Origin of the sequence: Stenotrophomonas sp. T8 (assembly GCF_051853085.1) — a bacterium.
GTDB lineage: Bacteria > Pseudomonadota > Gammaproteobacteria > Xanthomonadales > Xanthomonadaceae > Stenotrophomonas > Stenotrophomonas sepilia.
Window position 1 is genome coordinate 447,996 of sequence record NZ_CP195329.1, and the last position, 19,444, is coordinate 467,439.

At 67.7% G+C, this 19,444-nt stretch carries 18 protein-coding genes and 1 tRNA gene; 12 read left to right on the forward strand and 7 right to left on the reverse strand.

The features are described from left to right. The first annotated feature begins 54 nt into the window (after positions 1 to 54). Both ACSDHM_RS02010 and ACSDHM_RS02015 read left to right on the forward strand, forming a co-directional pair. Complete coding sequence (locus ACSDHM_RS02010; protein ID WP_005412326.1) at positions 55 to 1,149, forward strand: branched-chain amino acid aminotransferase; 1,095 nt, start codon at positions 55 to 57, stop codon at positions 1,147 to 1,149. A gap of 451 nt (positions 1,150 to 1,600) precedes the next feature. Beyond that, entirely contained in the window at positions 1,601 to 3,343 is a 1,743-nt protein-coding gene (locus ACSDHM_RS02015; RefSeq protein WP_072167910.1) for a S8 family peptidase, read from the forward strand. Between the two features lie 189 nt (positions 3,344 to 3,532). Here the strand turns inward: ACSDHM_RS02015 and ACSDHM_RS02020 are convergent, their stop codons facing one another. The 3 genes from ACSDHM_RS02020 to wrbA all read right to left on the reverse strand — a co-directional run bounded on the left by ACSDHM_RS02020 (position 3,533) and on the right by wrbA (position 5,023). Then, on the reverse strand, positions 3,533 to 4,018 hold the full coding sequence (locus ACSDHM_RS02020) for an asparaginase domain-containing protein (protein WP_010481766.1): 486 nt from the start codon (positions 4,016 to 4,018) through the stop codon (positions 3,533 to 3,535). Between the two features lie 79 nt (positions 4,019 to 4,097). Further along, positions 4,098 to 4,433, reverse strand: coding sequence for a DUF2069 domain-containing protein (locus ACSDHM_RS02025; protein ID WP_005415388.1), 336 nt, complete (start codon positions 4,431 to 4,433; stop codon positions 4,098 to 4,100). Beyond that, positions 4,430 to 5,023, reverse strand: a complete 594-nt coding sequence (wrbA, locus tag ACSDHM_RS02030; protein WP_049438254.1) for an NAD(P)H:quinone oxidoreductase — start codon at positions 5,021 to 5,023, stop codon at positions 4,430 to 4,432. Before wrbA ends, ACSDHM_RS02025 begins: the two co-directional genes overlap by 4 nt. Positions 5,024 to 5,100: 77 nt before the next feature. Between wrbA and ACSDHM_RS02035 the strand changes: the two genes are divergently transcribed. Together ACSDHM_RS02035 and ACSDHM_RS02040 are read left to right on the forward strand one after the other, a co-directional pair. Then, on the forward strand, positions 5,101 to 6,375 hold the full coding sequence (locus ACSDHM_RS02035) for a YihY family inner membrane protein (RefSeq protein WP_005415390.1): 1,275 nt from the start codon (positions 5,101 to 5,103) through the stop codon (positions 6,373 to 6,375). Further along, on the forward strand, positions 6,372 to 6,947 hold the full coding sequence (locus ACSDHM_RS02040) for a TlpA family protein disulfide reductase (protein WP_072167911.1): 576 nt from the start codon (positions 6,372 to 6,374) through the stop codon (positions 6,945 to 6,947). Before ACSDHM_RS02035 ends, ACSDHM_RS02040 begins: the two co-directional genes overlap by 4 nt. Positions 6,948 to 7,441: 494 nt before the next feature. Here the strand turns inward: ACSDHM_RS02040 and ppk2 are convergent, their stop codons facing one another. From ppk2 to hemA, 4 genes are read right to left on the reverse strand one after another with little or no spacing between them, the layout of a single operon-like run. Next, the gene (ppk2, locus tag ACSDHM_RS02045; protein ID WP_072167912.1) at positions 7,442 to 8,224 is read right to left on the reverse strand and encodes a polyphosphate kinase 2; all 783 of its coding nucleotides are present in this window, start codon (positions 8,222 to 8,224) and stop codon (positions 7,442 to 7,444) included. Between the two features lie 46 nt (positions 8,225 to 8,270). After that, positions 8,271 to 9,977, reverse strand: coding sequence for an O-linked N-acetylglucosamine transferase, SPINDLY family protein (locus ACSDHM_RS02050; protein ID WP_072167913.1), 1,707 nt, complete (start codon positions 9,975 to 9,977; stop codon positions 8,271 to 8,273). A 5-nt stretch (positions 9,978 to 9,982) separates the two neighbouring features. Next, entirely contained in the window at positions 9,983 to 11,065 is a 1,083-nt protein-coding gene (prfA, locus tag ACSDHM_RS02055; RefSeq protein WP_014036080.1) for a peptide chain release factor 1, read from the reverse strand. Next, a complete protein-coding gene (gene hemA, locus ACSDHM_RS02060) occupies positions 11,043 to 12,326 on the reverse strand; it encodes a glutamyl-tRNA reductase (RefSeq protein WP_439426610.1) in 1,284 nt (427 codons plus the stop codon). The genes prfA and hemA overlap by 23 nt, the downstream gene beginning before the upstream one ends. Before the next feature lie 63 nt (positions 12,327 to 12,389). Between hemA and ACSDHM_RS02065 the strand changes: the two genes are divergently transcribed. The 8 genes from ACSDHM_RS02065 (at position 12,390) to ychF (ending at position 19,349) form a co-directional block, all read left to right on the forward strand. Then, positions 12,390 to 14,075 carry a tetratricopeptide repeat protein gene (locus ACSDHM_RS02065; RefSeq protein ID WP_172412111.1) on the forward strand — a complete coding sequence of 562 codons (1,686 nt, stop codon included), beginning with the start codon at positions 12,390 to 12,392 and terminating at the stop codon, positions 14,073 to 14,075. Beyond that, positions 14,072 to 14,731 (forward strand): lipoprotein insertase outer membrane protein LolB, encoded by a 660-nt coding sequence (lolB, locus tag ACSDHM_RS02070; RefSeq protein ID WP_072167915.1) that lies wholly within the window; start codon positions 14,072 to 14,074, stop codon positions 14,729 to 14,731. Before ACSDHM_RS02065 ends, lolB begins: the two co-directional genes overlap by 4 nt. Next, the gene (ispE, locus tag ACSDHM_RS02075) at positions 14,728 to 15,597 is read left to right on the forward strand and encodes a 4-(cytidine 5'-diphospho)-2-C-methyl-D-erythritol kinase (protein WP_072167916.1); all 870 of its coding nucleotides are present in this window, start codon (positions 14,728 to 14,730) and stop codon (positions 15,595 to 15,597) included. The genes lolB and ispE overlap by 4 nt, the downstream gene beginning before the upstream one ends. Positions 15,598 to 15,608: 11 nt before the next feature. Further along, positions 15,609 to 15,685, forward strand: a tRNA-Gln gene (locus ACSDHM_RS02080). A 140-nt stretch (positions 15,686 to 15,825) separates the two neighbouring features. Next, positions 15,826 to 16,785 (forward strand): ribose-phosphate diphosphokinase, encoded by a 960-nt coding sequence (locus ACSDHM_RS02085; RefSeq protein WP_005415400.1) that lies wholly within the window; start codon positions 15,826 to 15,828, stop codon positions 16,783 to 16,785. Between the two features lie 110 nt (positions 16,786 to 16,895). Beyond that, positions 16,896 to 17,513, forward strand: a complete 618-nt coding sequence (locus ACSDHM_RS02090) for a 50S ribosomal protein L25/general stress protein Ctc (protein WP_005415401.1) — start codon at positions 16,896 to 16,898, stop codon at positions 17,511 to 17,513. A gap of 48 nt (positions 17,514 to 17,561) precedes the next feature. Further along, on the forward strand, positions 17,562 to 18,140 hold the full coding sequence (gene pth / locus ACSDHM_RS02095) for an aminoacyl-tRNA hydrolase (protein ID WP_072167917.1): 579 nt from the start codon (positions 17,562 to 17,564) through the stop codon (positions 18,138 to 18,140). A 117-nt stretch (positions 18,141 to 18,257) separates the two neighbouring features. Beyond that, positions 18,258 to 19,349 carry a redox-regulated ATPase YchF gene (ychF, locus tag ACSDHM_RS02100; RefSeq protein WP_005415403.1) on the forward strand — a complete coding sequence of 364 codons (1,092 nt, stop codon included), beginning with the start codon at positions 18,258 to 18,260 and terminating at the stop codon, positions 19,347 to 19,349. Positions 19,350 to 19,444 lie beyond the last annotated feature (95 nt).

Here is a 19,444-nt window from a genome sequence, read left to right on the forward strand (position 1 = left end):
GGCCCGCAGTGACGCGGGCCTGGCACTACCCGCAACCAGAACAGGAATCCTCCGGTGTCCCAGTCCATCCCCAGCTTCGCCGTCACCCGTTCGGACCACCCGCGCAGCGCTGAAGAGCGCGCCAAGATCCTGGAGAAGCCGGGCTTCGGCCTGCACTTCACCGATCACATGGTGGAAGTGCGCTGGGACAAGGATGCCGGCTGGCACAATGCCAATGTGCGCGCCTACGGCCCGCTGCAGCTGGACCCGGCCGCCGCCGTGCTGCATTACGGCCAGGAAATCTTCGAAGGCATCAAGGCCTACCGCCACGCCGACGGTTCGATCTGGACCTTCCGCCCGGATGCCAACGGCCGTCGCCTGCAGCGTTCGGCGCAGCGCCTGGCGTTGCCGGAACTGCCGGTGGAGATCTTCGTCGAATCGCTGAAGCAGCTGATCGCCGTCGACAGTGACTGGGTGCCTTCGGCCGATGAGTCGAGCCTGTATTTCCGCCCGTTCATGATCGGCGACGAGGCCTTCCTCGGCGTGCGCGGCGCGCACAAGGCCGGCTACTACGTCATCGCCAGCCCGGCCGGCCCGTACTTCGCCAAGGGTGTTGCCCCGGTGTCCATCTGGCTGTCCACCGAGTACGCGCGTGCGGCCAAGGGCGGCACCGGTGCCGCCAAGTGCGGTGGCAACTACGCTGCCTCGCTGCTCCCGCAGCAGAAGGCGCAGGCGCAGGGCTGCTCGCAGGTACTGTTCCTCGACCCGGTCGAAGGCAAGTACCTGGAAGAACTGGGCGGCATGAACGTGTTCCTGGTCTACAAGGACGGCACGCTGGTCACCCCGGAACTGTCGGGCAGCATCCTCGAGGGCATCACCCGCGAGAGCATCCTGCAGCTGGCCCGCGACCGTGGCATGAAGGTCGAAGAGCGCAAGGTCAGCATCGACGAGTGGAAGGACGGCGTCGCCTCCGGTGCGATCAGCGAAGTGTTTGCCTGTGGCACCGCCGCGGTGGTCACTCCGATCGGCCAGCTGAAGGGCGAGGGCTTCTCGGTGGGCGACATCAACGCGCCGGCCGGCGAAGTGACCATGTCGCTGCGCAAGGAACTGACCGATATCCAGTACGGCCGCCTGCCGGACCGCCACAACTGGCTGGTCAAGCTGGGCTGATCGCCCACATCGAATCGTAGAGCCGGGCCCGCGCCCGGCTGCGCTTCTGGAAAGCCCGTCCCCGCGACGGGCTTTCTGCGTTTCGAGCCAAGGGGTCAGATCCCTTTCCGCGTGAGAAAGGGATCTGCCCCGGATCGGTGGACGCCGATGTCGGCAAAGTCATTCCAGGACACGTGACGACCCAGTCAGGTCTGTGCAGGACACGAGAAAGTTCCTTCACCTTCACAAACCCTCGACCCGAAAAGTCTCAGAACGAACATTTCATCTTGCTGAAAAGACGCTGAAAATCTTGTGGTGTCCGGTTTCGGCCATTAGCGTCATATGTACGGCGGATCGTTAGGGGGATCCGCTGACTCATCGGACTTCGAACCTCGCCAACGCAAGCCAGCCCAGGGTTCGGGCCGGTGCTTCTGCCGATTCCGGCATTCACACCACAAGAAAGGGAAATACGATGTCCCAGGTAACGCAACCGCGTGTGCGTCGAGTGTGGGTGGTCCTTGGTGCGTCCGTTCTGTCATCGCTGCTGCTGGCCACGCCTGCGCTGGCCGGTGACGTCCAGCTCAGCGGCCTGCAGTCCGCGCCGACGCACCAGCGCTTCATCGTGAAGTACCGCGACGGCAGTGCGCCGGTGGCCAACACCACGGCACTGGCCTCTTCGCTGAAGACTGCCGCCGCCGGCCTGGCCAGCAGCCAGGGCCGCGCGCTTGGCCTGCAGGAGGTCCGCAAGCTGGCCGTTGGCCCGACCCTGGTCAAGACCGATCGCCCGCTTGACCAGGCCGAATCCGAGCTGCTGATGCGCAAGCTCGCCGCCGACCCGAACGTGGAATACGTCGAAGTCGACCAGATCATGCGTGCGACGCTGACCCCGAATGACACCCGCTTCAGCGAACAGTGGGGCTTCGGTACCTCCAACGCGTCGATCAACGTGCGGCCGGCCTGGGACAAGGCCACCGGCACCGGCGTGGTGGTGGCCGTGATCGATACCGGCATCACCAACCATCCCGATCTCAACGCCAACATCCTGCCTGGCTATGACTTCATCAGCGATGCCGCGATGGCGCGCGATGGCGGTGGCCGCGACAACAACCCGAATGACGAGGGCGACTGGTACGGCGCCAACGAGTGCGGCTCGGGCATCCCGGCCTCCAACTCCAGCTGGCACGGTACCCACGTCGCCGGCACCGTGGCGGCGGTGACCAACAACAGCACCGGCGTGGCCGGTACTGCGTTCAATGCCAAGGTCGTCCCGGTGCGCGTGCTGGGCAAGTGCGGCGGTTACACCTCCGACATCGCCGACGCGATCGTGTGGGCCTCTGGCGGCACCGTCAGTGGCGTGCCGGCCAACGCCAACCCGGCCGAGGTCATCAACATGTCGCTGGGTGGTGGCGGCACCTGCTCGGCCACCTACCAGAACGCCATCAACGGCGCGGTCAGCCGTGGTACCACCGTGGTGGTCGCCGCCGGCAACAGCAACACCAACGTGTCCTCGTCGGTGCCGGCCAACTGCGCGAACGTGATCGCGGTGGCGGCCACAACCTCGGCCGGTGCGCGTGCCAGCTTCTCCAACTACGGTGCCGGCATCGACATTTCCGGCCCGGGCCAGAGCATCCTGTCCACCCTCAACACCGGTACCACCACGCCGGGCAGCGCCAGCTACGCGTCGTACAACGGCACCTCGATGGCGGCGCCGCATGTGGCCGGCGTGGTTGCGCTGATGCAGTCGGTCGCGCCAAGCCCGCTGAGCCCGGCGCAGGTCGAAAGCATCATCAAGAGCACTGCACGCCCGCTGCCGGGCGCCTGCTCGGGTGGCTGCGGCGCCGGCATCGTCGACGCCAACGCGGCCGTGGCTGCGGCGATCAACGGCGGTGGCAACCCGAACCCGGGTGGCAACGTGCTGCAGAACAACGTGCCGGTGACCGGCCTGGGCGCTGCGACCGGTGCCGAGCTGAACTACACCGTCGCCGTTCCGGCCGGTAGCAGCCAGCTGCGCGTGACGATCAGTGGCGGCAGCGGCGATGCCGACCTGTACGTGCGCCAGGGCAGTGCCCCGACCGATACCAGCTACACCTGCCGTCCGTACCTGAGTGGCAACAGCGAGACCTGCACCATCAACAGCCCTGCCGCTGGCACGTGGTATGTGCGGGTGAAGGCCTACAGCACCTTCTCGGGCGTGACCCTCAACGCCCAGTACTGAGCCCAAGTCCCTCTCCAAGGGCACGCCCTGGCTTCGGCCGGGGCGTTCTTGCTTCTGTGGGGCCGAGCCCATGCTCGGCTGCTCTGGCTGCGGACCGTTGTGCCGCGCTGGCACGCGGTTGCCGAGCATGGCTCGGCACTACAAGGGCAGCGCTCTGGCAGGTGCCGAGCTTGGTCGGCGCGCGGTTCCTCAGACCGACTCGAAGCGGTTCGCGGCCACGTTCTTGCGCACGTGCTGCGGGTCGAAGATCCGCCCGTTCATCGCGATGTACACGCCGCTCGGCAACGACTGCACCGCACCGATCGCACAGCCGATGTTGAACTCCGCATCCGAGCCGCGGAAGCGTGCCGGGCTCAGTGCACCGGTCATCACGATGGTCTTGTCGGGGATTGTCGCCAGCACCTTGCCGGTCTGCACCATCGAGTCGGTGCCGTGGGTCACCAGGACGTGCCGGGTCGGTTGCGCGGCGATGGTGGCGCGGATCAGCTCGCGGTCCTCATCGTTGATGTGCAGCGAATCCTTGCGCAGGATCGGAATCACGTTGAAGCGGAACGTCACGCCCAGCTCGCGCAGGATCATGCCGATCTGCGGATCGCCGATCTGGTAGTCCGACTTGTCGTCGAAGTAGATCTTGTCGATCGTGCCACCAGTGGTGACGACCAGGAGCTCTTCCATCATGTGCATGCGCGAAACCAGGACAGGTACTGCGGCGCGGGGCCAGGAATGCAGATGATACGGCCCAGCGGGCGCAGCGTCAGCGTTGCTTGCCGAAGCGGGCGCGCAGGCCGGGCAGGCTGGCGCTGAAGATCACCAGGAGGGCCAGCGCGATCTCGATCAGCGCCAGCCAGCGCGTTTCCGGGTGGCTCCAGGCGCTCATCACGCCGTGGCTGAACCAGCCCAGCGCCAGTACCGAGGCCCAGAATCCGGCCTTGCGCCAGCCCAGGCGCACGGCGATGGCCAGCGCCAGCGGCGGCGCGGTGAACACCAGCTGGGTCGCCAGCCAGTGCTTGTCATTGATGAACCAGCCCGCGAACAGCGCGGCCAGCCCCATCAGGGCCAGCAGCAGGACCGTGCGCGGCGCGGCGCTCATCGGGCCAACCGCTGCGCGATGCCGGCCACCCGGCGCCCCAGCGCGCGCGCCAGCACGGCTTCGTCGTCGGTCGGCTGCGGGTCGTCGGCGGCACCGGCGACGTGGCTGGCGCCGTAGGGCGTGCCACCGCTGGTGGTGTGGCTCAGCGCCGGTTCGGTGAACGGAATGCCGACGATCACGCAGCCATGGTGCAGCAGCGGCACCTGCATCGACAGCAGGGTCGATTCCTGCCCGCCATGCATGGATGCGGTGGACGTGAACACGCCGGCCGGCTTGCCAGAGAGGGTGCCATTGACCCATTCGGCGCCCAGCCCATCCAGGAAATGCTTCACCGGCGCGGCCATGTTGCCGAAGCGGGTCGGGCTGCCGAGCAGCAGGCCCTGGCATTCGACCAGGTCCTGCACGCTTACATAGGGGGCGCCATCGTCGGGTACCGGCGGCTGCGCGGTCTGGGTCACTGCGGCCACCGGCGGCACCGTGCGCAGGCGCGCGGTCATGCCCGGCACTTCGCCGATGCCCCGCGCGATCTGGCGCGCCAGCCGTGCCACCGAACCGCCCCGGCTGTAATACAGCACCAGAATCTCGCCCATCGTGCCCGCTTCTCCTCGTCGTGTGGCCACCAGTATGGCTATCCTGCGAGCATTCCGCATCGGGTACCCTTCCACCGATGGAACCTTTGGATACGCTCAACCTGTGGATGGAGCGCGCGCGGGATCGCGCACGGGCCATCAGTTTCGGCCGCTTCCTGTGGCATCGCTTCCTCGACGACCGCCTGTTCCAGGCAGCGGCGGCGCTGGCGTACACCACGGTGTTCGCGCTGGTACCGCTGGCCATCGTGGTGTTCGGCGTGCTCTCGGCCTTCCCCGTTTTCGACCGCTGGAGCGACCAGCTCAGCGACTACGTCTTCTCCAACTTCGTGCCCTCCGCTGCGCGCGCGGCCGAGGGTTACCTGCGGCAGTTTTCGGCCAGTGCCGGCCAGCTGACCGCCGCCGGCTTCATCGCACTGGTCGCCTCACTGCTGATCACGCTCAACAGCGTGGAAGAGACCTTCAACCAGATCTGGCGGGTCGGCTCGAGCCGGCCCAAGCTGACCCGCTTCCTGGTCTACTGGACCGTGCTGACCCTGGGCGCGATGCTCGCCGCTGCGTCGCTGGCGGTGTCGGCGCGGGTGTTCGCGATGCCGTTGTTCGGTACCCAGGAGGGCCGTTGGCTGGCCGAACTTGCGCTGCGGCTGGCACCGATCCTGATCGAGTTCGTCTGCATCACGCTGATGTTCCGTGTGGTACCGCACCACACGGTGAAATGGCGGCATGCCGTGCCCGGCGCGATCCTGGCGGCGGTCATCCTTGAACTGGTGAAGTGGGGCATCGGCGCGTATCTGGGCAGCTTCCAGTCCTACCAGAAGCTGTATGGCACGGTCGCCTTCGTGCCGATCCTGCTGCTGTGGATCTACCTGTGCTGGGTGGCGGTGCTGCTGGGTGCGTCGCTGGCCTCCTCGATGGCCGCCTTCCGCTACCAGCCGGTCGAGCTGCGCCTGCCGCAGGGGTACGAGTTCTATGGGCTGCTGCGCCTGCTTGGCCGCTTCCAGCATGCGCGGGCCAAGGGCAAAGGCCTGGCCGATGACGAGATCCTGCGGCTGGAGCCGATGCTGACCGATTCACTGCTGCAGGACCTGATCTGCAACCTGCAGGAGATCGACCTGCTGCGCCGCGATGAGCGCGGCGAGTGGCTGCTGTCGCGCGACCTGGACCAGGTCAGCCTGGCCGATCTGTACGAATGCACCCAGCTGCGCATCCCGGTAGCCGAGCAGCACCTGCCGTATCGCGACGACAGCCTGGGCCGTGCCGCCTTGGCGGCGCTGGATGACCTGCGACTGCCCCTGCGCGAACGCCTGAAGCGCAAGGTCAGTGATATCTATACCGACTCTGGAGACACCCCATGACCCGCAAGACGTCGTTGCCGCTGCTGCTCCCGTTGACCCTGCTGCTGGCCCTGGCGGCCTGCAAACCGGCCCAGGAGCCGGCACCGGCCAGCAGCCAGCCACCGGCGCAGGCACCGACGCCGAGCACGCCGGCACCGGTCGAGGAAACCCCGGCCGAGCGCACCACCGCCGAGTTCCCGACGCTGAAGATGAAGGCGGTGGATGGCAGCGACTACGACCTGGCCGCGCATCGCGGCAAGTGGGTGGTGGTGAACTTCTGGGCCACCTGGTGCGCGCCGTGCCGCAAGGAGATGCCCGAGCTGTCGGCCCTGCATGCGATGCGCAGCAACATCGAAGTGGTCGGCTTGGCCTACGAGGACATCGAAGTGCCGGAGATGCAGTCGTTCCTGGCCAAGCATCCGGTGACCTATCCGATCGTGATCGTGGACCCGTTCGATCCGCCGGCCGACTTCGCCACGCCACGTGGTCTGCCGCTGACGCATCTCATCGATCCGCAAGGCAAGCTGGCGCACACGTTCCTTGGCCCGGTGACCGCCGCCGACATCGAAAAGCAGATCGCTGCTGCCAAGTAGGTTGGGTATCGGCAGGGCTGCGCCCTGCACCCGCGGTAGTGCCGGCCGCTGGCCGGCAACCCCAGCAAAAGCAACAGCAACAGCAACAGCCCAAGAGGGTTTCCTGTGGGGAGGCGGGGTGGGTCCGGTTGCCGGGGACGCCGTAAATACGTCCCTGTAGGCTCGGTCGCCGCATCCATGCGGCTCACGCCCCCGCAACCGGACCCACCCCGCCTTTGACAGTTCTCCGCGATCTGTCGGAATGGGATGGCCTGCTCTTGGTGGGTGTCGACCTTGGTCGACACGTAGATCCACGCCATGCGTGGATGCTCTTCGTTCCATTGTCGAAATGTTCGATTTCAATGGAGATTCATCCACGCATGGCGTGGATCTACCAGATCGCCGGAATCTGTCAGAGGTGGGGCGATGCCGGAGTGCGGGGTGTTGCTGTTGCTGTTGCCGGCCAGCGCCCGGCACTACCGCAGGTGCAGGGCCGCAGGCCCTGCCGACCCACCCTAATCCTCGACCGGGAAGTCCTCGATCGGCTTCAGCACATCGAAGTGCTCGCGATGCAGCTTGCCCTTCAGCTTCGGCAGCTCCGGCAACGGTGCATCCACCCGCGTATCCGGCAACCGGTCCAGCAGGTTTCGCACCAGGGTCAGCCGGCCCAGCCGCTGGTCGTTGAAGTCCACCAGCGTCCACGGCGCCGCCTCGCGATGCGTCGCGCGCAGCATCGCCTCGCGGGCCTCGGTGTACGCGCTGTACTTGCTGCGCGATTTCAGGTCGACCGGTGAGAGCTTCCAGCCCTTCAGCGGATCGAGATGGCGTTCGGCGAAGCGCTTTTCCTGCTGCTCCTGGTCCACGCACAACCAGTACTTGAACAGCAGGATGCCGTCGTCCACCAGCAGCTGTTCGAACACCGGCGCCTGGCGCAGGAACTGCTGGTACTCGGTTTCGCTGCAATAACCCATCACCCGTTCAACACCGGCACGGTTGTACCAGCTGCGGTCCATCAGCACGATCTCGCCGGCGGCGGGAAGATGCGCGGCGTAACGCTGGAAGTACCACTGCGTGGCTTCACGGTCGGTGGGCTTGGGCAGCGCCACCACCCGGCATTGGCGCGGGTTGAGATGCTGGCTGATGGCCTGGATCGCACCGCCCTTGCCGGCTGTATCGCGGCCTTCGAACAGCACCAGCAGGCGTTGCCCGCTGTACTGAACCCAGCGCGCCATTGCAGTCAGTTCCAGCTGCAGCGGCAGCAGCAGTTCGTCGTAGTCCTTGCGCTTGAGCTTGGCCATCGTCACGCCACGCGGGGAGGAAGCCGGAGCGTAACGCAGCGGTTGCTCAGGGGGTGTCGACGCCGCGCCAGCCCTGCTCGCCCGCCAGCGTCTGCAGCAGGGCGGAAAGGTCCTGGGCAAAACCTGCCATGTCGAATACACCACTGTCTTCGCGTGCCTGCGCCAGTTCGGCACGCAACGCTGCCAGCGCCGCCGGCTTGTTGCCCAGCGCGCTGGCAGTGGCGATGAACGCCGCATCGTCGGCAACGTTCATCCGCGAAAGACCCAGATGATGGTTGAGGCTGCCGGCCACGCGCGCGGCGAAGGTATCACCCGGGCAGGTCAGCACCGGGCAGCCGGCCCACAGCGCATCGGAGGCGGTGGTGTGCGCGTTGTACGGATGCGTGTCGAGGAACAGGTCGGCCAGCTGATAGCGGGCCAGGTACTGCGGATGCGGCAGCTTGGCCATGAACACCAGGCGCGCCGGGTCCAGGGCTGCGGCCTGCGCGGCCGCACGCAGGCGGGCGTCGGCCTTGCCGGGCCCGGACAGCAGCCACAGCACGCTGCCGGGCACGGCCTGCAGCACCGCGAAGGCGCGGCCCATGCTGCGCGGGTTGAGCTTGTAGCTGTTGTTGAAGCAGCAGAACACCACGCCGTGTTCGGGCAGCCCGCACTCGGCGCGGGACGGTGCCGGTTCCAGTACGCGGGTGTTGTCCGAGGGCTGGAAGGCACGTGGCAGGCGCAGGACGCGTTCGCTGAAGTGAGGTTCCAGCGATGCCGGCAGCACGAATTCGTCGGCGACCACGGCATCCAGCCAGCGCGCACCTGATGTGCCGGGGTAGGCCAGCCAGTTCAGCTGCAACGGGGCCGGGCGCATGGCCAGCACTTCGGGCGTGCCGCCGCCCCCCCAGCCGCGCAGGTCGAACAGCAGGTCGATGCCCTGTGCACGGATGCGGGCCGCGATGTCGGCATGCCGCAGTGCGGCCACGTCATGCAGGCGGGTGGCGGCCTGCAGGCGTTCGCGGATGCGGCTGCCATCGGCGCGGTTCAGCGCGAACAGGTGCAGTTGCAACGCCGGGTCATGGCGCAGGTGTTCGAGCAGGGCCACGGTCAGCAGCCCGGTGGGATGGGCGCCGAAGCCATTGGAGAGGAAGCCGACGCGCAACGCGCCGTGCTCGCGAACCTTCACTGCAGGAAGGGGGCGCACCGCCGACGCAACGACCGCGGCGCGTGCGCGCGCACAGGCCAACTGCTCCGCAGCGCTTACGTCTTCACTGAGGAAGGCGAAGGGTTCCACTGCACCCTGACCCGCGGCGAGCGCGTTGCGCACCTGCGCAGCCAGCGTGTCCACGTCCTGCCAGTCGCACAGGCGGCGCTGCCAGGCCAGGCGCTGGGCGGCGATGTAGGGTTCGCCCGGCATCAGCGCGTGCGCGCGGCGATAGGCCGCTGCTGCGCCTTCGGCATCATCGGCATCTTCCAGCGCGTGGCCCAGCCACAACGCGATGCCCGGGTGCTGCGGGGCCAATGCCGAGGCCTGGCCGAGCAGCTTCGCCGCGTCGGCGTGCGCGCCGGCCATCCACGCCACGCGCCCCAGCCGCGCCAGCGCTTCGGGGTGGTTGGGGCGCAGCTGCAGGGCACGTCGTGCGGCCTGCTCGCCGGCAGCGATGTCGCCGGCTTCCAGTTCCAGGTCGGCCAGCATCACCCAGGCGACGAAGTCGCCGGGCTGGCGTGCGATCGCCTGCTGCAGGTGCTGCCGCTGCTGCCAGGCCGTCATCGTGCTCAGCCCGCCGACAGCTGGGCCAGGGCGTCGACCTGGTGTTCGTGGCTGAGCCGCTGCAGCAGCGGGTCGAGGTCACCGGCCAGGATGTTGGGCAGGTCGTACAACGTCAGGCCTTCCACGCGGTGGTCGGTGATCCGGCCCTGCGGGAAGTTGTAGGTGCGGATGCGCTGGCTGCGATCGCCGCTGCCGACCTGCAGGCGCCGCGACTCGGCCTGTGCCGCGTCCTGGCGCTGGCGCTCGGCATCGAGCAGCTGCGCCTTCAGGCGCTTCATCGCCTTGTCGCGGTTGGCGTGCTGGCTGCGCTCGGTCTGGCACTCCACCACCACGCCGGTCGGCACGTGGGTGATGCGGATCGCGGACTCGGTCTTGTTGACGTGCTGGCCACCGGCGCCGGACGAGCGGAACGTATCCACCTTCAGGTCGGCCGGGTTGATGACGATGTCATCGACTTCGTCGGCCTCGGGAATGATCGCCACGGTCGCGGCCGAGGTATGGATACGGCCCTGCGATTCGGTGGCCGGCACGCGCTGCACGCGATGCGTGCCCGATTCGAACTTCAGGCGCGAGAACGCACCACGGCCGACCACACGCGCCACCACTTCCTTGTAGCCGCCATGCTCGCCGGGGTTGTCCGATTCGATCTCGACCTTCCAGCCCTGGCGCTCGGCATAGCGGGCGTACATGCGGAACAGGTCGCCGGCGAAGATCGCGGCTTCGTCGCCGCCGGTGCCGGCGCGCACTTCCAGGAACAGGTTGCCTTCGTCGCGCGGGTCACGCGGCACCAGCAGCAGCGCAAGCTCCTGCTCCAGTTCCTGCAGGCGCGCCTGCGCGGCGGCGATTTCCTCGTCGGCCAGCTCGCGCAGGTCGGGGTCGGCGCGCATGCCTTCGGCGGCGGCCAGGTCGGCCTTGGCACGGGCTTCATCGGCCAGTGCAGTGGCGACCGGTTCAAGTTGGGCGAATTCGCGCGAAAGGTCGCGGAAACGGGTGTTGTCGGCGACCACGTCGGGTTCGGCGAGCAGGCGTTCCAGTTCTTCGCGGCGCTCGGCCAGCGCTTCCAGCTTACGGCGCAGGGTCGGCGTCATCGGGTCTCACGGGTGGGTGGTGGTAGCCCGGCGTGGCCGGGAACAGGCGCTCGGCGGCGCGGGTCAGGTCGGCATCGCCACTCAGCGCGGCGGCGCGCAGTGCGGCGGTCGGCGGATGCAGCAGGCGGTTGGTCAGGCCGTGGGCCAGCAGTTCCAGCACTTCGTCGGCGGGCTTGCCGTTGGCCAGCTGCTGGCGTGCGCGCTCCAGCAACTCGGCGCGGGTGGCCTCGCCGAACGCACGCAGCTGCCGCAAAGGCGCCTGATGGGCACTGGCCTGCTGGGTCTCGACGTAACGCGATACCTGCAGGTCGATGATCGCCTCGGCTTCGGCGGCGGCCTCGCGGCGGCCACGGCGGTTGTCTTCCACCGCGCGCTCCAGGTCATCGACCGTGTAGAGGAAGGCATCGTTGAGCGTGCCGACCTCGGCTTCGATGTCGCGCGGAACGGCCAGGTCGAACAGCAGCATCGGCTTGTGCCGGCGTGCACGCAGGGCCTTGGCCACCATCTCGCCATGGATCACCGGCTCGCGCGCCGCGGTGGCCGAGAACACCACGTCGGCCTCGCCCAGGTGACGGTCCAGTTCGGTCAGCGGCAGGGCCACGCCGCCATGGCGGCTGGCCAGTTCCTGCGCGTGGGCCAGGGTGCGGTTGGCGATCAGCAGCCGCCGCACCTTGCCTTCGCTCAGGTGCCGTGCAGCCAGCTCGATGGTCTCGCCGGCACCAACCAGCAGCACAGTGGAGTCGTCCAGCCGGGCGAACGCGTTCTGCGCCAGGCGCACCGCCGCCGACGCCACCGATACCGGGTTGGCACCGACCTGGGTATCGGTGCGCGCCCGCTTGGCCACCGAGAAGGTCTGCTGGAACAGGCGGTCCAGGCGCTGGCCGAGCAGGCCATGGTCGCGCGCGGTCGACCAGGCGTCCTTCACCTGGCCGAGGATCTGCGGTTCGCCCAGCACCATCGAGTCCAGCCCGGTGGCGACCCGGAACAGGTGGCGCACAGCCTCGGCATCGGCATGCTGGTACAGATAACCCTGCAGGTCACCGGCCTGGCTGCGCAGCCACTGGTCCAGCGCCTGTGCCGACTCGGCCACGGCGTACAGCTCGGTGCGGTTGCAGGTGGACAGCAGGACCGCCTCGGCGATCTGCGGGGTATCGCGCAGCGAGCCCAGCGCACGCGGCAACGCCTCACCGGCGAAGGCCGCGCGCTCGCGCAGCTCCACCGGTGCGGTCTGGTGATTCAGTCCGAGCACCCACAGGGTCATTGTTCAGTTGCTTGCGATAAGCTGCTGGCCATTGGACGACATTTTAAGGCCCCGATGCCGACGATGCCCGCATTGATTCGCATCCCCAGTGTTCTGCTGCTGTCCCTGGCCTGCGCGCAGGCCCTGGCGGCGGTGCCGCCCAAGGCCCCCGTGCGGGCCGCGGCCACCGGGGAACTGGCGCTGGAGCCGGTGATGGCCGGTGAGTTCGCCCTGCAGGCCGGCAAGCTGGCCGAGGCCGCGCGCTGGTACCTGCAGGCCGCGCAGCAGACTGACGGCGATGCTGGCCTGGCCGAGCGCGCGACCCGTATCTCCATGCTTGCCAACGATGACGCCAGCGCCGCCAAGGGCCTGGCCCTGTGGCAGCAGCGCGCCCCGCGTTCGTTGACCATGCGCAGCGCCGCCGGTGCGCTGGCCATGCGCCAGGGTGATGTGAAGGCCGCCCGCACTGAATTGCAGGCGCTGCTGGCCGACCCCGACGAGCGCGGCTGGAAGTTCGCCCTGGCCGCGCTGATCGGCGGTGGCCGCGACCCGGCGGTGCCGGCGCAGGTGCTCGGCGAGCTGGTCGATGCCAATGCGATTCCGCCGAAGATCGAGGCCTGGCAGGAGTTCGGCCGCCTCGCCCTGCGCATGGACAAGCCCGACCTGGCGCGTCGCATGATCGATGAAGTGGTCAGGCGCTTCCCCGAAGAACCGCGCGTTGCCTTGCTGCGTGCCAGCCAGCTGCAGCAGGCCGGCGAGACCGACAAGGCCTTGTCGCTGCTGCACGACGTCGAGCCGAAGACCCGGCAGGACCCCGAGCTGCGCAATGCGGTGGCCATCGCCTACGACAGCCTGGGGCAACCGGCTGCTGCCGAGCGCGTACTGGCATTCGGCCCGCAGGATGTGCAGACCTGGGGCATGCGCGCTTCACTGTTGGCCAAGCAGGGCGACAAGGCGGCGCTGTCCAACCTCTACAACGAACTGTCGCGGCAGGCGGCCAAGCCGGACCCCGCGCAGCGCCTGTTGCTGGGCAAGATCGCCGAATACCTGAAGCGCTATCCCGAGGCGGTGCAGTGGTACCACAGTGTGCCCGGCGGTGATGAGCTGAGCGAGGCGCGCCTGCGTGCGGCCAACGCCCAGGCGCTGGCCGGACGGCTGCCGCAGGCACTGGATGAAGTGCACGCGATCCAGTCCGACGCGGTGGTCGACGATGATGTGCGCCGTGACGCGTATCTGCTGGAGGCCGAGCTGCGCCAGCGCGGCGATGACAGTGCTGGCGAACTGGATGCGCTGGCCCGCGGCCTGGCCGCCTACCCGGATGACAATGGCCTGCTGTACGCCCGCGCGCTCACCTGGGAGCGTCGGGACGATATTCCGCGCGCCGAGGCCGACCTGCGCAAGATCCTGGTGACCGACCCGGAAAACGTGCCGGCCCTGAACGCCTTGGGCTACACCCTGGCTGACCGTACCGGGCGCCTGCAGGAGGCGCTGGAGCTGATCGACCGCGCCCGCGTCGCCGAGCCGGACAACGCCGCTATCGTCGACAGCTATGGCTGGGTGCTGTATCGCCTGGGCCGCAAGGACGAAGCGCTGGTGCAGCTGCGCCGGGCCTGGACCCTGGCCAAGGACCCGGAGATCGCCGCCCATGTCGGCGAAGTGCTGTGGGTGCTGGGCAAGCATGACGAGGCCCGCCACTTCTTCGACGAAGCGGCCAAGCTCGATCCTGAAAACCGCGCGCTGCTGCGCGCCCGCGAGAAATTCAATCCATGAGTGTTTCCCTGATCCGGCCGCTGCTGTTGGCGGCTGCGACCTTGGCGGTGACCGCCTGTACCAGCGTGGGCACGCAGAAGACCCCGCCACCGGCGGTGGTCGAGACGGTTTCGGCCGAAGCGGCGCAGGCCGAAGCGGCGCGCGTGGCCGCCCTGCATGCACAGCCGGACTGGGCCTTCCAGGGCCGGGTCGCGGTCAGCAAGGGCAAGGACGGCGGCAGCGGTCGCATCGACTGGAAGCAGGAAGGCCGCCGCTACGTGGTGGAGTTGAGCGCGCCGGTGACCCGGCAGAGCTGGAAGCTGACCGGCGATACCCATTCCGAAGCTGGCCGCCTGGAAGGACTGACGGGCGGCCCGCGCGACGGCGAGGACGCCCAGCAGCTGTTGCTGGAGGCGACCGGCTGGGACATTCCGGTCAACCAGTTGCCGGAGTGGATCCGCGGGCTGGTCGCCGGCGACGCCGCCGGCCCCGAGACGGTCGAACGCGACGGTGAAGGCCGGCCGCGCCGGATGCAGCAGATGGGCTGGCAGGTACAGTACCTGGACTGGTACCCGGCCGACGCCGGACGGCCGGCGCTGCCGCGCCGGATCGAGGCCAGCAATGGTGACGCCAAGGTGCGCCTTCTGGTGGACCAGTGGGGGCAGGGCACGCCATGAGCGGGGCAGTCGACGACGCGGGCTGGTCCTGGTGGCCGGCCCCGGCCAAGCTGAACCTGTTTCTGCACATCACCGGGCGCCGGGCCGACGGCTACCACGAACTGCAGACCGTGTTCCGCCTGCTGGACTGGGGCGATCGCATCGGCCTGCGCCTGCGTGAAGACGGCCAGGTGCGCCGGCACGGCGAGGGCCTGGCGGGCGTGGCCGAGGGCGACGATCTGGCGGTACGTGCCGCGAAGCTGCTGAAAGAGACGACCAATGTCGCGCAAGGTGCGGACATCATCGTTGAAAAGCATGTTTCAGCCGGCGGCGGCTTCGGTGGCGGCTCGTCCGATGCGGCCACGGTACTGGTGGTGCTGAACCGGCTCTGGCAGGCCGGGCTGGACGAAGAGGCGCTGGCCGCGCTGGGCCTGCGCCTGGGCGCCGACGTGCCGGTGTTCGTGCGCGGTCGCAACGCCTGGGCAGAAGGGGTGGGCGAGCGCCTGCAGCCGATCACGCTGGCGCCGGCCTGGTATGTGGTGGTTGAACCGGGCGTTCATGTTCCCACGCCGGCCCTGTTTGCAGACCCGGATTTGACGCGCGACAGCCCAGTGGCGAAAATAGAGGACTTCGCTTCCGGGACCCTGGTCGGGAACGCGTTCGAACCGGTGCTGCGCCGCCGTGAGCCTGCCGTCGAGGCAGCGCTTGCCGCGTTGAGCGACATCGGCACGGCGCGGCTGACCGGTTCGGGAAGTGGTTGTTTCGTCGAATTCGCGTCGCAGTCTGCTGCAGAGCAGGGACGGTCGAAATTGCCGAAGGAGTTGCGGGCAAGGGTGGCAGCGGGCGTTGCGCGTTCGCCACTGCTGGATGCACTCGAGCAACACTGATTTATCAATGCAGGGGCGTCGCCAAGAGGCCCAAGGCACCAGGTTTTGATCCTGGCATTCGTAGGTTCGAATCCTACCGCCCCTGCCAATAGCGGCTGTGTCCGCGCCTTCCAGCGCATCGCCCGCGCGGGACGTGGAAACAACCGCGGTGTTGTCAGCAGCAGGGGTCCATCCGGGTCCTTGCCGCCCCCGGATCCCCGCCACTCGTCCCCGCCCGAGACAATCATGATGCAAGAGTCCCCGAACCTGCTGGTCTTTTCCGGCAACGCCAACAAACGTCTGGCGCAGAACATCTGCAAGGAACTGGGGGTTCGCCCGGGCAAGGCGCTGGTCTCGCACTTCTCCGATGGCGAAGTGCAGGTGGAGATCGAAGAGAACGTCCGCAAGCAGGACGTGTTCGTGATCCAGCCGACCTGCGCGCCGAGCGCGGAAAACCTGATGGAACTGCTGGTGCTGATCGACGCGCTCAAGCGCGCATCGGTGGCCAGCGTGACCGCGGTGGTGCCGTACTTCGGCTACTCGCGCCAGGATCGCCGCATGCGCTCCTCGCGCGTGCCGATCACCGCCAAGCTGGCGGCGAAGATGTTCAGCACCGCGGGCGCTGATCGCGTGCTGACCGTCGACCTGCACGCCGACCAGATCCAGGGCTTCTTCGATATTCCGGTGGACAACGTGTACGCGTCCCCGCTGCTGCTGGCCGACATCTGGCGCGCCTACGGCACCGAGAACCTGATCGTCGTCTCGCCGGACGTGGGCGGCGTGGTCCGCGCCCGTGCGGTGGCCAAGCGCCTGGATGACGCCGACCTGGCGATCATCGACAAGCGCCGCCCGCGCGCCAACGTCTCCACCGTGATGAACATCATCGGTGACGTCGAAGGCAAGACCTGCGTGATGGTCGATGACATCGTCGATACCGCCGGCACCCTGTGCGCCGCTGCCGCTGCCCTGAAGGCGCGCGGTGCGCTCAAGGTCGCCGCCTACTGCACCCACGCGGTGCTGTCGGGCCCGGCGGTGGACAACATCACCAATTCCCAGCTCGACGAGCTGGTGGTGACCGACACCATCCCGCTGAAGGACGCCGCGCGGGTGTGCAGCAAGATCCGCCAGCTGAGCGTGGCGGAGATGCTGGCCGAAACGATGCGCCGCATCGCCTTCGGCGAGTCGGTCAGCTCGCTGTACGTCGACTGAGTTTTTCGTCCCTGCCGGCAACGGCGGGGACATACCCCGGGTGCTTCTGGTCGCGGAAGCATCTTCAACCGCCACGCCGCAGGGCGCGGCAACAACCTGAGTAGTCGAAAATGTCGAAGACCCATGAAATCAAGGTCACCAAGCGTGAACTGCAGCGTAAGGGTGCGAGCCGCCGCCTGCGTCACGCCGGTGTGATCCCGGCCATCGTGTACGGCGGCAACGCCGAGCCGGTCGCCATCAGCCTGGACCACAACGAAATCTGGCTGGCCCAGCAGAACGAGTGGTTCTATGCCTCGATCCTGGACCTGAACCTGGACGGCCAGGTGCAGAAGGTCCTGCTGCGTGACATGCAGCGCCACCCGTACAAGCAGCTGATCATGCACCTGGACTTCCAGCGCGTGAACGAGAACGAAGCCCTGACCGCTTCGGTCCCGCTGCACTTCGTCAACGAAGACACCTCGCCGGCCGGCAAGGCTGCCGACGTCGTGGTCACCCACGAACTGAAGGAAGTGACCATCACCTGCCTGCCGAAGGACCTGCCGGAGTCGATCGAAGTCGACCTGGGTGAGCTGAAGGCCGGTGACGTGGTGTACCTGTCCGACATCAAGCTGCCGAAGGGCGTGGAAATCCCGGCCCTGGCGCTGGGCAAGGACCACGACGACGCCATCGTCACCGCCAAGGCCGGCAAGGCCGACGCGGCCGACGAAGAAGCGGCTGCCGCCGAGTAATACCGCTGCGGTGCCTGCCTCCGGGCAGGCACCGTACTGGAAGGAACCATGGCAGGACTGCGACTGATCGTCGGTCTGGGCAACCCCGGATCGGAACACGCCCGGACCCGGCACAATGCCGGGTTTCATTTCGTTGAGGCCCTGGCGGAAAAAGCCGGTGCGCGATGGAATGTGGACAGCAAGCTGTTCGGCGAGACCGCCAAGGTCGAGATCGCCGGGCAGACGGTGTGGCTGCTCAAGCCCGCCACCTTCATGAACCTCAGCGGCAAGTCGGTCACCGCCGCGCAGCGGTTCTGGAAGATCGAGCCGGAGGAAACCCTGCTGGCCCACGACGAACTGGACCTGCCGCCCGGCGCGGCACGGCTGAAGTTCGACGGTGGCCACGGTGGCCAGAACGGCCTGCGCGACACCATGCGCCTGCTCGGCCACGGCAAGTTCCATCGCCTGCGCGTGGGCATCGGCCATCCCGGCCACAAGGACCGCGTGGTGGGTTGGGTGCTGGGGCGCCCGTCGAAGGACGACGACGTGCTGATCGCACGCGCCATCGATGATGCGATCGACGTGATGCCGCTGGCGGTGCAGGGCGATTTCAACGAAGCGATGAAGCGGCTGCACACCCCGAAGTAAACCGCTTTGGGTAGGTGCCAACCTTGGTTGGCACACAATGATCGACACCGAGATGGATTGGCCAAGCAGCGCGCGCGCTGTTTCACCAATCACTTTCACCCCAGAGAGCTGTCACCCATGGGTATCAAATGCGGCATCGTCGGCCTGCCCAACGTCGGCAAGTCGACCCTGTTCAATGCGCTGACCAAGGCGGGTATCGCCGCGGCGAACTTCCCGTTCTGCACCATCGAGCCGAACGTCGGCATCGTGCCGGTACCGGATCCGCGCCTGAACGAGCTGGCGGGCATCATCAACCCGCAGAAGGTCATCCCGACCGCGGTCGAGTTCGTCGACATCGCCGGCCTGGTGGCCGGTGCCGCCAGCGGTGAAGGCCTGGGCAACAAGTTCCTGGCGCACATCCGCGAAGTCGATGCGATCACCCACGTGGTGCGCTGCTTCGAGCACGGTGACATCGTGCACGTGGCCGGCAAGGTCGATCCGATCTCGGACATCGAAACCATCGATACCGAGCTGGCGCTGGCCGACCTGGACAGCGTCGAGAAGGCGCTGAACCGTGCCGAGCGCGCCGCCAAGGGCGGTGACAAGGACGCCGCGGCGCGCAAGCCGGTGCTGGCCAAGCTGCAGGCGGCGCTGTCGGAGGGCAAGGCCGGTCGCTCGGCGGGCCTGGACGAGGAAGAGAAGGCGCTGGTGCGCGATCTGTTCCTGCTCACCCTGAAGCCGGTGATGTACATCGCCAACGTGCTGGAAGACGGTTTCGAGAACAACCCGCACCTGGAAGCCGTGCGCGCGCATGCCGCCGCCGAGGGCGCGCAGGTGGTGCCGGTGTCGGCCGCGATCGAAGAAGAGCTGTCCCAGCTCGACGACGAGGACCGCGATACCTTCCTGGCCGACCTGGGCCTGAGCGAGCCGGGTTTGAACCGCGTGATCAACGCGGCCTACAGCCTGCTCGGCCTGCAGACCTACTTCACCGCTGGCGTGAAGGAAGTCCGTGCGTGGACCGTGCGCAAGGGCGCCACTGCCCCGCAGGCCGCCGCGGTCATCCACACCGACTTCGAGAAGGGTTTCATCCGCGCCGAAACCATCGCGTATGACGACTTCATCAAGTACAAGGGCGAAGCCGGCGCCAAGGAAGCCGGTCGACTGCGCCTGGAAGGCAAGGAATACCGCGTGCAGGAAGGCGACATCCTGCACTTCCGCTTCAACGTCTGATCCAGCGGCATCGGATCGACCCCGGACGCCCCGCCTTGTGCGGGGCGTCTGCGTTTCTGGCGATGGACAAAAAATCACCACGCTGCGAAACGCTT